This window comes from Pseudomonas iranensis, assembly GCF_014268585.2.
Lineage (GTDB): Bacteria > Pseudomonadota > Gammaproteobacteria > Pseudomonadales > Pseudomonadaceae > Aquipseudomonas > Aquipseudomonas iranensis.
On record NZ_CP077092.1, the window covers coordinates 5914329 to 5929664 of the forward strand.

Genomic DNA, 15336 nt, shown 5'->3' on the forward strand with positions numbered 1-15336 from the left:
CGCTTTGCGCCATTCCCTCGCGACGCCAGCGGTGTAGAATCGCCTCATTCATCGCCATTCATCCCCGGCGGGTTTATGAGCTCAGGCTGAGACCAGCGGCGATCCCGCAACGTCATCGGCAGCTTCCGGACACACGGCCATTTTTCGGGTGTTTCAGAGGTCAACAGAAGCTCACTCCCCTTTAGTACGTGATTAGCCGCCCGGAGTGCTCCATGCCAGATTACCGCTCGAAAACATCCACCCACGGCCGCAACATGGCCGGCGCCCGCGCACTGTGGCGCGCCACCGGCATGAAAGATGACGACTTCAAGAAGCCGATCATCGCCATTGCCAACTCGTTCACCCAGTTTGTCCCGGGGCATGTGCACCTGAAGGACCTGGGTCAACTGGTCGCCCGCGAAATCGAACGCGCCGGTGGCGTGGCCAAGGAATTCAACACCATTGCTGTCGATGACGGCATCGCCATGGGCCACGACGGCATGCTGTATTCGCTGCCGAGTCGCGAGATCATCGCCGACTCCGTCGAGTACATGGTCAATGCCCACTGCGCCGACGCCATCGTGTGCATTTCCAACTGCGACAAGATCACCCCGGGCATGCTGATGGCCGCGCTGCGCCTGAACATCCCGGTGATTTTCGTTTCCGGTGGTCCGATGGAAGCGGGCAAGACCAAACTCGCTTCCCACGGCCTCGACCTCGTCGACGCCATGGTGATCGCCGCCGACTCCAGCGCTTCTGACGAGAAAGTCGCCGAGTACGAGCGTAGCGCCTGCCCGACCTGCGGTTCGTGCTCCGGCATGTTCACCGCCAACTCGATGAACTGCCTGACTGAAGCACTGGGTCTGGCCTTGCCGGGCAACGGTTCGACTCTGGCCACCCACAGCGACCGCGAACAGCTGTTCCTCCAGGCCGGTCGCACCATCGTCGAGCTGTGCAAGCGTTACTACGGCGAGAACGATGACTCCGTGCTGCCGCGCAACATCGCCAACTTCAAGGCGTTCGAAAACGCGATGATGCTCGACATCGCCATGGGCGGTTCGACCAACACCATCCTGCACTTGCTCGCAGCTGCCCAGGAAGCCGAGATCGATTTCGACCTGCGCGACATCGACCGTCTCTCGCGCAGCGTGCCGCAGCTGTGCAAAGTCGCGCCGAACATCCAGAAGTACCACATGGAAGACGTGCACCGCGCCGGCGGCATTTTCAGCATCCTCGGTTCGCTGGCCCGTGGCGGCCTGCTGCACACCGACCTGCCGACCGTGCACAGTCGCAGCATGGAAGAAGCCATCGCCAAGTGGGACATCACCCAGACCAGCGACGAAGCCGTGCATCACTTCTTCAAGGCAGGTCCGGCGGGCATTCCGACCCAGACCGCGTTCAGCCAGTCGACCCGCTGGGAAACCCTCGACGACGACCGTGAAAACGGCTGCATCCGCAGCTTCGAGCACGCCTATTCGAAAGAAGGCGGCCTCGCCGTGCTGTACGGCAATATCGCGCAGGACGGCTGCGTGGTGAAAACCGCCGGGGTTGATGAGTCGATCCACGTCTTCGAAGGCAACGCGAAGATTTTCGAAAGCCAGGACAGCGCCGTGCGCGGCATCCTCGCTGACGAAGTGAAGGAAGGCGACATCGTCATCATTCGCTACGAAGGTCCGAAAGGCGGCCCTGGCATGCAGGAAATGCTCTACCCGACGTCCTACCTGAAATCCAAAGGTCTGGGCAAAGCCTGCGCGCTGCTCACCGACGGGCGTTTCTCCGGCGGCACTTCCGGCCTGTCGATCGGTCACGCTTCGCCAGAAGCTGCGGCCGGTGGCGCGATCGGTCTGGTGCAGGATGGCGACAAGGTGCTGATCGACATTCCGAACCGCTCGATCAACCTGTTGGTCAGCGACGAAGAACTGGCGGCACGCCGCGCCGAGCAGGACAAGAAAGGCTGGAAACCGGTTGAAGTGCGCCCACGCAAAGTGACCACCGCGCTCAAGGCCTACGCCCTGCTGGCGACCAGTGCCGACAAGGGTGCTGTGCGCAACAAGGCGATGCTCGACGGGCTGTAAGCGTCCAGGTGCAGAAACAAAAATGCCCCGCCAACGTGCGGGGCATTTTTTAATCCGTCTGACACTGATCGTTCCCACGCTCCTGCGTGGGAATGCCTCAAGGGACGCTCCGCGTCCAGTGACGCGGAGCGTCACGGGCTGCATTCCCACGCGGAGCGTGGGAACGATCAAAGATCGCAGCCTTCGGCAGCTCCTACATGCGATCGTGGCTTACTGGATTTCCTCAGGCTTGACTATCACCCAGTTCTTGTCCGCTGTCACCGGCAAGCCTTCCTTGGCCTGCGCCGCTGCGTGTTTGGCCATCATGCCGTTGATTTGCGTCATGTACTTGTCCTTGCGGTTGATCCACAAGTGAATGCCGCCCTTGGCCACATCGACATCGTGGAACAGCATGTAACCGTCGCTCGTCGGGGTATCGCCGCCGACCAGTACCGGTTTTTTCCATTCATCGATGTAGGTCAGGATCGCCGCGTGCTTGCCGGCCATCCAGGTTGCCGGGGTCCACAGGTACGGCGTCAGCTCCAGGCCCAGGTTGGCCTTCTCGTCATATTTGCCGGCAGTGATCTGTTTGCGCGCGGTGGTCAACTCGCCGGTCTTCTGATCCTTGAGCAGCAGTGAAACGCCAATGACGTTCTGCGGTTTGACGTTGTAGCCATACTTGGGATCCGCCGCGACCATACGCACCAGTTCCTCTGAAGCGGCGGTCATCACGTAGACCTCGATGCCGTTCTCCATCAGCTTGTTATACAGCTCCTGCTGGCCAGTGAAGATCCTCGGCGGATTGACGTCGAGTTTCTTCACCACATCGCCTTCGTAATACGTCGCCGGCACCGGCTTGCCCGAAGCCATCAGCTCATCGACGTAGCCCTTGAGCTCCTTGAGGGTGAAGCCGGAGAACACCTGCGCCACCCACGGGTAGCAGACCATGTCGTCGACTTCGCAGAGCCGGTAGTAATAACTGAACAGGCTTTCCTTGTGCTCGGCGGTGTCCTTGAAGGGCATCAGTTTCAGCGAGGGGTCGAGCTTGTCACGGGTAATAAGGCCTTTGTTTTCCATGAACGGCAGCAAGGATTCTTCGAGGTCGTAGCGGTAACTGGTGTTGTCCATGTCGAACACGGCGTAATTACCCTTGTTGGCGTTGGCAGCGATCATCGCGTCCAGCGCCTTCGCCTGATCTGCCGGCCAATGCTTGAGGTCCGTGGCCAATGCATGGCCGGCGAGGCCAGCCGCCAGTGCTACAGCCAAAAACGTGCGTGCAATTTTCATAGCGCTACTCCCCGATGCAAAGAGTTCGACGCTAACAAATCAGTGTGACAACCCTCGCCTGTCAGCGACCGCTTGCGTCCCCTGCGCGTCAGTTGCATTGGCGACAGCGACACGCGCTTATTCCAAAAACGACGGACGCCCTGCCATTTCGGTATTAAATCATTGCAAATCAAGCTGTTAGTCTTTCCGGTTCGCAGCAGCCCCGGACGGCTGTTGGCACAGTCTTTACTGGAGTTCTCATGAATCTACCGTTGATTCTCAACCTGCTGGTGTTCCTCGCCTTGCTCTTCGGTCTGGCGCAAACCCGCCACACCACTTGGAGCCTGGCGAAAAAAGTCCTGCTTGCACTGGTCCTCGGCGTGGCGTTCGGCGTTGCGCTGCACACGATTTACGGTGCCGGCAACCCGGTGCTGAAAGCCTCGATCGGCTGGTTCGATCTGGTCGGCAACGGTTACGTGCAGTTGCTGCAAATGATCGTGATCCCGCTGGTGTTTGCTTCGATCCTCAGCGCCGTGGCACGCCTGCACAACGCTTCGTCGCTGGGCAAAATCAGTTTCCTGACCATCGGCACGCTGCTGTTCACCACCGCCATCGCGGCGTTGATCGGCATCGGCCTGACCAACCTGTTCGGCCTTACCGCTGAAGGTCTGATCGCCGGCACTCAGGAAATGGCGCGCCTGCAAACCATTCAGAACGACTACGCCGGCAAGGTCGCCGACCTCAATGTGCCGCAACTGCTGCTGTCGTTCATTCCGCAGAACCCGTTCGCCGACCTGGCCCGGGCCAAGCCGACCTCGATCATCAGCGTGGTGATTTTTGCCGCGTTCCTTGGGGTTGCTGCACTGCAACTGCTCAAGGACGACGTCGAGAAAGGTCAGAAAGTGATCAACGCCATCGACACCCTGCAAGCCTGGGTGATGCGTCTGGTGCGTCTGGTGATGAAGCTGACCCCGTACGGTGTGCTGGCGCTGATGACCAAAGTGGTCGCCGGTTCCAACCTGCAGGACATCATCAAGCTCGGCAGTTTTGTCGTGGTCTCGTATATCGGCCTGGGCCTGATGTTCGTCGTGCACGGCGTGCTGGTGTCGGCCGCCGGGATCAACCCGCTGCGCTTCTTCCGCAAGATCTGGCCGGTACTGACGTTTGCTTTCACCAGCCGCTCCAGCGCGGCGACCATTCCGCTGAGCATCGAAGCGCAGACCCGTCGTCTGGGTATTCCGTCGTCGGTCGCCAGTTTCGCTGCCTCGTTCGGTGCGACCATCGGCCAGAACGGGTGTGCCGGCCTGTACCCGGCGATGTTGGCGGTGATGGTCGCGCCAACGGTCGGCATCAACCCGCTGGATCCGCTGTGGATCGCGACGCTGGTGGCGATTGTCACGTTGAGTTCGGCCGGCGTGGCCGGAGTTGGCGGCGGCGCAACGTTCGCCGCCCTGATCGTGCTGCCGGCAATGGGCTTGCCGGTGTCACTGGTGGCGTTGCTGATTTCGGTCGAGCCGCTGATCGATATGGGCCGCACCGCGTTGAACGTGAGTGGCTCGATTACCGCAGGGGCGATTACCAGTCAGGTCATGCAGCAGACGGATAAAGCGCTGCTGGATGCCGATGAACACGCAGAGTTGGCCCAGGCTTAAGCTTCTCAGCGACTGAGCGGGCCTCTTCGCGAGCAGGCTCGCTCCCACACTGAAATGCGTTCCCCTGTGGGAGCGAGCCTGCTCGCGAAGCTGTTAGGCTTTCTCCCAAACCTCAAAGCTATATGCAGGATTATCGCCCTCTGCCGGATTCGGTACATTCGACACCAGCTTCCATTCACTCAGATCAAACTCCGGAAACCACGCATCCCCTTCCGGGCTCAGTGCCACGCGGGTCAGGTACAGCCGATCGGCCTGCGCCAGTCCCTGCGCATACAACTGCGCGCCGCCAATCAGCATCAGTTCATCAACGCCCTGGGCTTTCGCCCATTCCTCGGCGCGGGCCACAGCGGCTTCCAGCGACGGATAGACCTCGGCACCTTCGAGTTGCAGATCAGGCTGGCGGCTGACCACGATGTTCAAGCGCCCCGGCAGCGGCCGGCCGAGCGAATCCCAGGTCTTGCGACCCATGATGATCGGCTTGCCGAGCGTGGTCGCCTTGAAGTATTTGAAGTCCCCCGGCAGGTGCCAGGGCATGCTGTTGTCGACGCCGATCACGCGGTTTTCACCGAGGGCTGCGATCAGGCTGAGGGGCAGTGATTTAGTCATGCCAGCGAGGATACCAGAGCCGCGCTTACCCCGATAAGCGCCACAGCGGTTATGCTCAGCGCTCGATTTAGCGACGGGACGCCGCGTGACTGAACTGACTCCACTGCAAAACCTCTGGCTCAGCGAAACCATCCGCCTGCGCGAAGAACACGCGGGGCCGCTGGACGATCTGGAAGCCAATCGTCTGGCCCGCGCCGCTGGCGGCGATCTGCCGAGCCGCATTGCGCGCCGGGCGCTATGGCTGGCCGAGCGTGACGGGCTGACCGCCGCGCTCAAGCACTGGCTGCAAGGCGCGCGTCTGGCGCTGGTGCTGTTGATGATTTTCGCCGTGCTCAGCGGCGCCGGTCTGGCTTTCGCCGCACTTGGGCAGACGCCGGTGAATGTGTTCTGGGCGCTGGGCAGTCTGCTCGGGATCAATCTGATTTTGCTGCTGAGCTGGGCGCTGGGCTTGATTTTCGCTGGCGAACACGGCGCCACCCTTGGGCGCTTGTGGCTGTGGCTCAGCGAAAAATTCGCCCGCGACGCCAAAGCCGCGCAACTGGCGCCGGCCCTGCTGTTGCTGCTGCAGCGCAAGAAACTCAACCGCTGGGCGCTCGGCGCGTTGGTCAATGGTCTGTGGCTGCTGGCGATGCTCAGCGCGCTGATTCTGTTGCTGACGCTGATGGCCACGCGGCGCTACGGCTTTGTCTGGGAAACCACAATCCTCGGTGCCGACACCTTTATCCATGTCACCCAGGCCCTTGGCTATCTGCCGTCGCTGCTCGGCTTCAACGTGCCGACCGAGGAAATGATTCGCGCCAGCGGCGACGGCGCACTGGATATTGAAAGCGCGCGACAGGCCTGGGCGACGTGGCTGGTCGGTGTGCTGGTGCTCTACGGCGTGCTGCCGCGCCTGCTGCTCGCGCTGTTCTGCCTGTGGCGCTGGAACAGCGGCAAAGCCACGCTGCGTCTGGATCTGAATCTGCCCGGCTACGCGCAACTGCGTGAAAGGCTGATGCCGACCAGCGAGCGCCTTGGTGTCAACGACCCGGAGCCGGCGCAACTGCATCGCGTCGAAAGCAACGTCGGCGAGCTCGCCAGTGAAGGCGCGCTGCTGGTGGCGATCGAGTTGGACGAACAGCGCCCATGGCCACCCGCGCTGCCGAAAAACGTCAGCAACGCGGGCATCCTCGACAGTCGCGAATCGCGGCACAAACTGCTCGAACAACTCAGTCGCTTCCCGCCAGCGCGGCTGGCCATCGCCTGTGATCCGCGACGTTCGCCGGATCGCGGCAGCCTCGCATTGATCGCCGAACTCGCGCGCAACGCCGGCGCCACTCGCATCTGGCTGCTGCAAGCGCCGCCTGGCGAAGCGCTGGACGGGCAACGTCTGGGTGACTGGCACGCGGCGCTGCAACAGCTGGAACTGCCATTCGCCGATTGCGCGCCGATGAACTGGCTGGAGAGCGGACATGACTGATGCACGCAAGGCCCCGCTGAAACTCGCGGTGGTCGGCCACACCAACGTCGGCAAGACCTCGCTGCTGCGCACCCTGACCCGCGATGTCGACTTCGGCGAAGTGTCGCACCGGCCGAGCACCACCCGACATGTCGAAGGCGCGCGGTTGTCGGTGGACGGCGAGCCGTTGCTCGATCTGTACGACACGCCGGGGCTGGAAGATGCGATCGCCCTGCTGGATTTTCTCGAACGTCTGGAACGCCCCGGCGAACGCCTCGACGGCCCGGCGCGGCTGGCGCGGTTTCTCGACGGCAGCGAGGCGCGCCAGCGGTTCGAGCAGGAGGCCAAGGTACTGCGGCAGTTGCTCGCCTCCGACGCTGGTCTGTATGTGATCGACGCCCGTGAACCGGTGCTGGCCAAGTATCGCGACGAACTGGAAGTGCTCGCCAGTTGCGGCAAACCGCTGCTGCCGGTGCTGAATTTCGTCAGCAGCGCCAACCATCGCGAACCCGATTGGCGCGAGGCGCTGGCGCGGTTGGGGCTGCATGCGCTGGTACGTTTCGACAGCGTCGCACCGCCCGAAGATGGCGAGCGGCGCTTGTACGAGAGCCTCGCCCTGCTATTGGAAAACGCCCGGCCGCAACTGGAGCGGTTGATCGCCGACCAGCAGGCGCAGCGCCTCACCCGTCAGCAAAGCGCCGCACGCCTGATTGCCGAATTGCTGATCGACTGCGCTGCGTGCCGGCGCAGTGTGGTCAGCGAAGCCGAGCAGGAACAGCAGGCGATCAGCGAGCTGCGCAAAGCCGTACGCCAGCGTGAGCAGAAGTGCGTTGAGGCGTTGCTCAAGCTCTACGCGTTTCGCCCGCAGGACGCGGCGGCCAGTGATTTGCCGTTGCTCGACGGGCGCTGGGGCGATGACCTGTTCAACCCGGAAACCCTGAAGCAACTCGGCGTGCGCGTCGGCGGCGGCATTGCTGCCGGTGCAGCGGCCGGGGCTGGCGTGGATTTGCTGGTCGGCGGGATTACCCTCGGCGCGGCAGCACTGGCCGGCGCGATAGCCGGGGGCGCACTGCAAACCGCGCGCAGTTATGGCAGTCGCCTGCTCGGCAAGATCAAAGGCCAGCGGGAATTGACGGTGGATGACGCCGTGCTGCGCCTGTTGGCGTTGCGCCAGCGCCAGTTGTTGCTGGCGCTCGATCAGCGTGGGCATGCGGCGATGGACAGCATTCAGGTGGCCACGCCTGTGGACAAGACCTGGCGCGAAGGCAAGTTGCCGGAAGCGCTGAACAAGGCGCGCGCGCATCCGCAGTGGTCGTCGCTCAATCCGCAGGCGAAGTTGAATCAGGCGGAAAGGCAGGAGCAGGTTGAGGCGTTGGTTGATCGGGTGCTTGAGCTTTAGATCGCTACCCCCTCACCCCAGCCCTCTCCCGGAGGGAGAGGGGGCCGACTGTGTTGCTCTTGGGTCATACACCGACCTGAGATATCCAGTCGAACTCAGGTTTGAAAAGCACGGAGATCAGCTCCCTCTCCCTCCGGGAGAGGGCTGGGGTGAGGGCTGCAATCACTCAGCCGACAACAATTTCTCAGCCTTGCGCTTTAACACACTCAGATCCACCAGCGGCACTGCAACCTCCTTCGCCAACTCATCCCAGCGCCGCATGCGCAAACTCAGCGCACACAAAGGATCAGCCTCGAACGCATCCGCCTCAGCCGCGCTCATTATCCCGCCCTGATATTCCAGCGTCCGCCGACTCGCCTCACTCAACCGCGCGTAATAGCCCGGCTCGCGCAAGGTCAGATAGCGTTTGGCCTGGACGTGATATTCCACCATTCGCGCCAGCCGCTCGCTGAAACCTGCCTCACGCAGATAATCCGCACCGAGCCGTTCATGGCTGACCACGCCATAACCGCCCATGTTTTGCGCGCCCTCGGCACACAAATGGCCGATGTCATGAAAGAACGCCGCCAGCACCACTTCATCGTCACAGCCTTCAGCCATGGCCAGTTCTGCGGCCTGGGACATGTGCTCGAGCTGCGACACCGGTTCGCCGATGTAATCGCTGGCGCCGAAGCGTTCATACAGACCGAACACCCGGGCGATCACCTGTTCGTGATTCATGCCTCCTCCAGTAACTGCGCGATGTTGCGTTCGGCCAGCGCCGGGCCGACGCTCATGCCGACGCCGGTGTGCATCAGCGCCACGCTCAGGCCCGGTGCCGGGCGCAGGAAAGAAAACGGACCAGGCCCACGAGCACCATAGACGCCCTGCCAGCGTTCGACCACTTGCACCTTGCAGCCCAGCGTCTGCTCGGCGAGTTCGAGCATCCAGTTGTCAATCTGCTCGGCGTTGAACGGTGACGCATCGCTGCCGTAATGATGCGAATCGCCGATGATCAACTCACCGTACGGCGTCGGGCTGATCAGCAAGTGAATGCCGTTGGCGTGCAGGTGCGATTGTTCACGGAGAATCTGCGCCTGCACCGCTGCGGCTTGCGGCAGATCGGCGAAAGCGCCGTAGTGCACGCAGCTCAGGCCGGTGAGCACGGCGTGTTGCAGGTTCAACTCGATGCTTGGTCTGGCCCGCAGCATTTGCAAACGACAGATCTGCGGATTGAGCGCAGCAATCGGCTCGGCCAGCAGGGTCTGATAATCGTGGCCGGAGCAGACGATGATCTGCTTGCCGGTAAAACTGCCAGCGGTGCTGTGCAAATGCCCCGGCTCGACGTCGCGCACCAGCGTGGAAAAGTGAAACTCGACGCCCAGGTCGCGGCGCAAATAATCGATCAGCGCCGGAATCGCTTCGCGCGAGTACAACTGCTGATCATCGACACCGTGCAGCGCGGCGCGGTGATGGCTGAAATGGCCTTCATACAGATCACGCAACGCCGCGCCGCGCAGCAGCTCGACGTTGTAGCCGTGCTCGATCGCGCGGCCGGTGCAGAAGACTTCGAGCAGGTGTTCTTCGGCCTCGCTGCGGGCGAACAGGTAGGAGCCGTTGCGCTTGACCTGCAGGCCGGCAAGTTGCGCCCAGTCGCCCCAGATCTCGCGACTGGCCTTGGCCAGTTCGAGCATGATGCCGGGCGGCTGACCGGTCACCAGCGCCTGGCCGAAGTTGCGCACCGAGGCGCCGAGGGGCGTGGCGGTGCGTTCGAATACCGCGACTTTGAGGCCGCGTTTGGCAGCGGCATAGGCGTGGGACAGACCGAGGATGCCGGCGCCGATGATGAGCAGGTCTTTGGGTTGTGTCATGGAGAGGTGCTCTGAATGAGAAACCGCTTTCGCGAGCAGGCTCGCTCCCATAAGGGACAGCATTGCAACTGTGGGAGCGAGCCTGCTCGCGAAGGGGCCTTGTCAGTCGATAAAGATCTTACTTGGCCGCAACTTTCTCGGACTTGCCGTCATAACGCTTGCGCCACTCGGTGAGGATCTCGTCGCGATTCTTCGAGGCCCAGGCGAAGTCGTTCTTGATCAGACGTTGCTCATAGTCGGCTGGCAATTCGGTCTGCGGCTTGGCGATCCCCGGCTGGGCGAGCACGGCGAAGTTTTCCTTGTACAGATCCATCGCCTCGGCGCTGGCGGAGAAGTCGGCGAGTTTCTTCGCTGCCTCTTCATGCGGTGTGCCTTTGATCACCGCCGTCGCTTCGATCTCCCAGCCCAGACCTTCCTTCGGCAGGATGATATCCAGCGGCGCGCCCTGGCGTTTCAACTGTACCGCCGGATATTCAAAGGAAATCCCGATCGGAAACTCCCCCGCCGCCGCTAGCTTGCACGGCTTGGAACCGGAGTGAACGTATTGGCCGATGTTCTGGTGCAGGCCGTCCATATACGCCCAGCCCTGCTTCTCGCCGAAGGTTTGCAGCCAGGCGCTGACGTCGAGGAAACCAGTGCCGGACGACGCCGGGTTGGGCATGACGATCTTGCCCTTGTACTCAGGCTTGGTCAGGTCCTGCCAACTGACCGGTTTGCTCAGACCCTGCTTCTCAGCCTCGACGGTGTTGAAGCAAATGGTCGCCGCCCAGACGTCCATGCCGACCCAGGCTGGCGGGTTGGCGGCGTCGCGGTAGTTCGCGCCGATCTTGCCGAGATCCTTCGGTGCATAGCTTTGTAGCATGCCTTGCTGGTCGAGAATCGCCAGGCTCGACGCGGCCAGGCCCCACACCGCGTCAGCCTGCGGACGAGCCTTTTCGGCGAGCAGTTTGGCGGTGATGATCCCGGTGGAATCGCGCACCCATTTGATCTCGACGTCCGGGTTGGCCTTCTCAAAGGCCTCCTTGTAGGACTTCAGTTGCTCGGCTTCGAGGGCGGTGTACACCGTCAACTCGGTTTTTGCCGCGAAGGCATTCAGGCTGAAAGTCGCGAGCACAGCAGCGGCCAGGGCCATAGGCTTGAACATGAGCGTTTTCCTGTAGATGAGTTGATCGGGTTTGCAATCAGTGACCGGGCGCGGTTTGCCGCCAGGCCTGGGAGCGGCGCAACAGGCCGCGCGAAGCCCACGCCAGCAGCAGCGACACGCCGGCCGAAGTGAACAGAATCAGGGTCGACATCGCCGCCGCACCGCCGACGTTGCCGGCGTCGTCCATGTTCAGCACCGCCACCGCCGCGAGGATGGTGTCGGGGCTGTAAAGGAAGATCGCAGCGGAAACCGTGGTCATCGCCGAGACGAACAGGTAGCGCACGATGTCCAGCAGCGCCGGCAGGCAGATCGGCACGGTCACGCGCAGGTAATGCCGGTACAGCGGCGCCTTCAGCGACAGCGCGGCGGCTTCGAACTCGGCGTCGAGCTGGCGCAGCGCGGTGGTCGCGGTCATTTGTGCGGTGGTCAGGTAGTGCGCAATGGTGCAGACAATCAGCAGCGTCATCGTCCCGTAGAGCACGTGCAGCGGATTGCCGCTGAGGTTGAAGAAGAAGACGTAACCCAGGCCCAGCACCAGCCCCGGCACCGCCATCGGCACGAAGCTGAGCATGCGCAAAGCCAGGTTCAAGCCGCGCTGAGTGCGGGTTTTCTCCATCAGATAGGCGCCGGTAAAAATCAGCACGCTGCCAATCAGCGCGGTGCCCAGCGCCATTTTCAGACTGTTGCCGTAAGCGAGCCAGCCACCGCCGGCGGTTTCGTTGAACTGATAGTGGTTGAGCGACAGCGACAGGTTGTACGGCCAGAACTTCACCAGCGACGAAAACACCGCCATGCCGAACACCAGCAGCAGCGCGGCGCAAATCAGCAAAACGATCGCCAGATAGCAGCCGTCACGCAGCCTGGACGGCAGCGGCTTGAACACCTGCGCGCGTCCGCTCATCGAGTCACCATGGCGGCGACGCAACCACGCATCGACACCGAAACTGAACAGCGCCGGCAGCAACAGCACCATGCCGATCAACGCGCCGCGACCGAATTGCTGCTGGCCGACCACGGCTTTGTAGGCTTCCAGCGCCAGCACTTGATAGTCGCCACCGACCACCACCGGCACACCAAAATCGGTAATGGTCAGGGTGAACACCAGACAGAACGCGGCGAACACCGCCTGGCGCGTCGCCGGCCAGGTGATGCTGCGAAACGCCTTGGCCGGACTGGCGCCCATGCTCGATGCGGCATCGAAAAGCCGTGCATCGGCCAGCGACAATGCCGAGAGCAAAATCATCAGCGCATGGGGGAAGGTGTAGATCACCTCGCCCAGCACAATGCCCCAGAACCCATAGATATTGTCCGAGAGCAGCCCACGCAGCATGCCCTGGTTGCCGAACAGATAGACCAGCGCAATTCCCGGCAGCATCGACGGCGCCATCAGCGGCAGCAGCGAGATCCCGCGCCAGATGCCTTTGCCCGGAATCAGCGTGCGTTGCAGCGCGTAGGCAAACAGGTAGGCCAGCGGTACGACAATGGCCGCCACGCTGAGGGACACTTTCAGGCTGTTGCCGAGCAGCCAATGGAAATTGGCACTGGTTACCAACTCTTTCGCCGCGAGCCAGCCACCGCCCTGCCCGGCGTCATTGCTGAAACCGCGCCAGAAGATCGCCAGCAACGGCAGCAGCACCGCGAGGCCGAGCAACACCAGCAAGAGGACTTTGCCGCCGAGCACGAACAGGCGATCGCCGATCTCGGCTTTCGAGGACTGTCGCACCTGCTTGTGCGGTAGCGGCAGCGCGAAGTTGCTGTTCATCAGGCGAACACCTGCAAACTGCGCGGCGGCAAGGCGACCATGATCTGCTGGGCGCCGAGGCGCGGCATGGTTTCTGGCGCGAGTTCGGCAAGCAGCGCATGGCCCGGCAATTGATCAAGTTCGAAGCTCATCCGGCAGCGGTTGCCGAGGAAAGTGATTTCGCGAACCTTGGCCGGGAACAGGTTCTCTTCGTGCACCAGCGGGTTGACGTTGATCGCCTCCGGGCGGCAGAACAGTCGACCCGAAGCGCCGTGCGCGCTGCCCTCGGCCAGGCGCAGATTCATCCCGCCGACCTGGGCGTGACTGTCGCTACTGCGCTGAAACGGCAGCCAGTTGCCCTGGCCGACAAACTCGGCCACGAACGGCGTGGCCGGGCGGTTGTAGATTTCCTGCGGGGTGGCGTACTGCTCGACGCGGCCGTTATTCATCACCGCGATGCGATCGGCCATCAACATCGCCTCGTCCTGATTGTGCGTGACCATCAGCGTGGTGATGCCGAGGTTGCGTTGCAGCTGACGCAGCTCGGTGCACAGATGCTCGCGCACCCGCGCGTCGAGGGCCGACATCGGTTCATCGAGCAACAGCAGCGACGGTGCCGGCGCCAATGCGCGAGCGAGTGCTACTCGCTGTTGCTGACCGCCGGATAATTGGCCTGGGTACTTTTTCTCACTGCCAGTGAGGCCGACCAGTTCCAGCATCTGACCGACACGCCGGCGCACTTCGTCGCGCCCGCTGCCGGCGAGGCCGTAGGCAATGTTCGCCTCGACGGTCAGATTGGGAAACAACGCGTAGGACTGAAACAGAATCCCGTAATCCCGCGCTTGCGGGGCAAGATGCGAGACATCGCGATCGCCCAGATACAGCTCGCCGCTGTCCTGCTGCTCCAGCCCGGCAATGCAGCGCAACAATGTGGTCTTGCCACAGCCCGACGGCCCGAGCAGGCACACCAGTTCGCCGGCGGCGACATCGAGGGAGACGTTATCCAGCGCAGTGAACGCACCGAAACGCTTTTGCACGCCGCGCACTTTCATCGGCGCGCCGGGGTTGGTCAGGGCAGTTGCGATGGCAGGATTCATGGACGGACCTCATCAAGCAGATGAGGCCAATCCTAGAGTTGTAATGCGTCCGTCATGTGGCAGCGAGGCAAAAACGGCTGATAGTGGTATTCGGGGATTTTGGTTCAGATTGTGTGTTGCCTGGGCTGACGCCTTCGCGAGCAGGCTCGCTCCCACAGGGGATAGTGTTCACAACCCAAATCCAATGTGGGAGCGAGCCTGCTCGCGAAGAGGCCAGCTCGCACACTGAAGATCTCAGGCCGGGGACATTTCCTGGGCCAAGCCGAGAAACGCCGCCGGCAACCTCGCGCCCTTTCTTTCCTTCAGGCAATACAGATACTCCGGAATCTGCGGCGCATTCTCGATGGTCAGCACGCGCAACTGCGGATCATGCGGCACCTCCTGCCGGGCGATGATGCTGATGCCGATATTGCGCAGCACCGCCTCGCGGATCGACTCGCGGCTGCCGATCTCCAGCAGCGGGCCGAAGCTCACTCCGGCGCTGGCCAGCAACTCTTCGGTCAAGCGCCGCGTGGTCGAACCCGGTTCGCGCATCAACAACGTATGCCCGGCCAGCGCGTTCAGCGTCACATGTTCCTGCGCCGCCAACGGATGATTGCGATGCACCGCCAGCACCAGCGGATCGGTTCCGAGCACCCGGCGAATCAACCGCGTGTCATCAAGCAACTGCGACGATGCCGCGACATCCACGCGGTAATCCTCCAGCGCTTCCAGGACCTGCTGCGAGTTGCCGATTTCCACCGACACTTCCACCTGCGGCAAACGCTCGCGGAAGGTTTTTACCAGATCGAGGATGTAATACGGCGCCGTCGCGGCAATACGCAGCGTGCCCTGCACCTGACCGCTGTTGCGCAGGAAGAACTCGATGTCCGCCTCTTGCTGCAACAGGGTCTTGACCATCGGCAGCAGCCGCGCGCCTTCGTCACTGACGCTTAAACGGCGCCCGCCACGGTAGAACAGTTCCACCGAATACTGACTCTCCAGATTGCGGATCTGCGTGGTCACGGTCGGTTGGCTGAGGCCGAGCTTTTTCGCCGCCAGCGTGATGCTGCCCAGGCGGGCGACCATGTAAAACGCTTTCAGCTCGGCACTCAGCACAACCATCCCTCA

At 62.4% G+C, this 15336-nt stretch carries 12 protein-coding genes; 4 read left to right on the plus strand and 8 right to left on the minus strand.

Translation table 11 applies throughout. The features are described 5' to 3' along the window. The first annotated feature begins 212 nt into the window (after positions 1-212). Positions 213-2054 carry a dihydroxy-acid dehydratase gene (gene ilvD / locus HU724_RS26725; RefSeq protein WP_024014684.1) on the plus strand — a complete coding sequence of 614 codons (1842 nt, stop codon included), beginning with the start codon at positions 213-215 and terminating at the stop codon, positions 2052-2054. Positions 2055-2264: 210 nt separating this feature from the next. On the opposite strand, the gene HU724_RS26730 is transcribed toward ilvD, so the two are convergent. Then, positions 2265-3320: an HAD family hydrolase gene (locus tag HU724_RS26730; protein WP_186569328.1), complete on the minus strand. Its 1056-nt coding sequence runs from the start codon at positions 3318-3320 to the stop codon at positions 2265-2267. Between the two features lie 239 nt (positions 3321-3559). Between HU724_RS26730 and HU724_RS26735 the strand changes: the two genes are divergently transcribed. Continuing rightward, entirely contained in the window at positions 3560-4951 is a 1392-nt protein-coding gene (locus HU724_RS26735; protein WP_186569329.1) for an L-cystine transporter, read from the plus strand. A 93-nt stretch (positions 4952-5044) separates the two neighbouring features. Here the strand turns inward: HU724_RS26735 and HU724_RS26740 are convergent, their stop codons facing one another. Beyond that, a complete protein-coding gene (locus tag HU724_RS26740; RefSeq protein ID WP_186569330.1) occupies positions 5045-5557 on the minus strand; it encodes a dihydrofolate reductase in 513 nt (170 codons plus the stop codon). An 85-nt stretch (positions 5558-5642) separates the two neighbouring features. On the opposite strand from HU724_RS26740, the gene HU724_RS26745 reads away from it, so the two are divergent. Next, positions 5643-7016, plus strand: coding sequence for a DUF2868 domain-containing protein (locus tag HU724_RS26745; RefSeq protein ID WP_186569331.1), 1374 nt, complete (start codon positions 5643-5645; stop codon positions 7014-7016). Next, positions 7009-8394 carry a GTPase/DUF3482 domain-containing protein gene (locus tag HU724_RS26750; protein ID WP_186569332.1) on the plus strand — a complete coding sequence of 462 codons (1386 nt, stop codon included), beginning with the start codon at positions 7009-7011 and terminating at the stop codon, positions 8392-8394. Before HU724_RS26745 ends, HU724_RS26750 begins: the two co-directional genes overlap by 8 nt. Positions 8395-8556: 162 nt before the next feature. On the opposite strand, the gene HU724_RS26755 is transcribed toward HU724_RS26750, so the two are convergent. From HU724_RS26755 to HU724_RS26780, 6 genes are all read right to left on the minus strand, one after another. Beyond that, positions 8557-9114, minus strand: a complete 558-nt coding sequence (locus HU724_RS26755) for a phosphonate degradation HD-domain oxygenase (protein ID WP_186569333.1) — start codon at positions 9112-9114, stop codon at positions 8557-8559. Further along, complete coding sequence (locus tag HU724_RS26760) at positions 9111-10244, minus strand: TIGR03364 family FAD-dependent oxidoreductase (protein WP_186569334.1); 1134 nt, start codon at positions 10242-10244, stop codon at positions 9111-9113. The genes HU724_RS26755 and HU724_RS26760 overlap by 4 nt, the downstream gene beginning before the upstream one ends. Positions 10245-10362: 118 nt before the next feature. Further along, a complete protein-coding gene (locus HU724_RS26765) occupies positions 10363-11388 on the minus strand; it encodes a putative 2-aminoethylphosphonate ABC transporter substrate-binding protein (protein ID WP_034153698.1) in 1026 nt (341 codons plus the stop codon). Positions 11389-11425: 37 nt separating this feature from the next. After that, the gene (locus HU724_RS26770; protein WP_186569335.1) at positions 11426-13150 is read right to left on the minus strand and encodes a putative 2-aminoethylphosphonate ABC transporter permease subunit; all 1725 of its coding nucleotides are present in this window, start codon (positions 13148-13150) and stop codon (positions 11426-11428) included. Next, entirely contained in the window at positions 13150-14226 is a 1077-nt protein-coding gene (locus HU724_RS26775; protein WP_186569336.1) for a putative 2-aminoethylphosphonate ABC transporter ATP-binding protein, read from the minus strand. The genes HU724_RS26770 and HU724_RS26775 overlap by 1 nt, the downstream gene beginning before the upstream one ends. 234 nt (positions 14227-14460) lie before the next feature. Then, the gene (locus tag HU724_RS26780; RefSeq protein WP_122698648.1) at positions 14461-15324 is read right to left on the minus strand and encodes a LysR family transcriptional regulator; all 864 of its coding nucleotides are present in this window, start codon (positions 15322-15324) and stop codon (positions 14461-14463) included. Between the last annotated feature and the right edge of the window lie 12 nt (positions 15325-15336).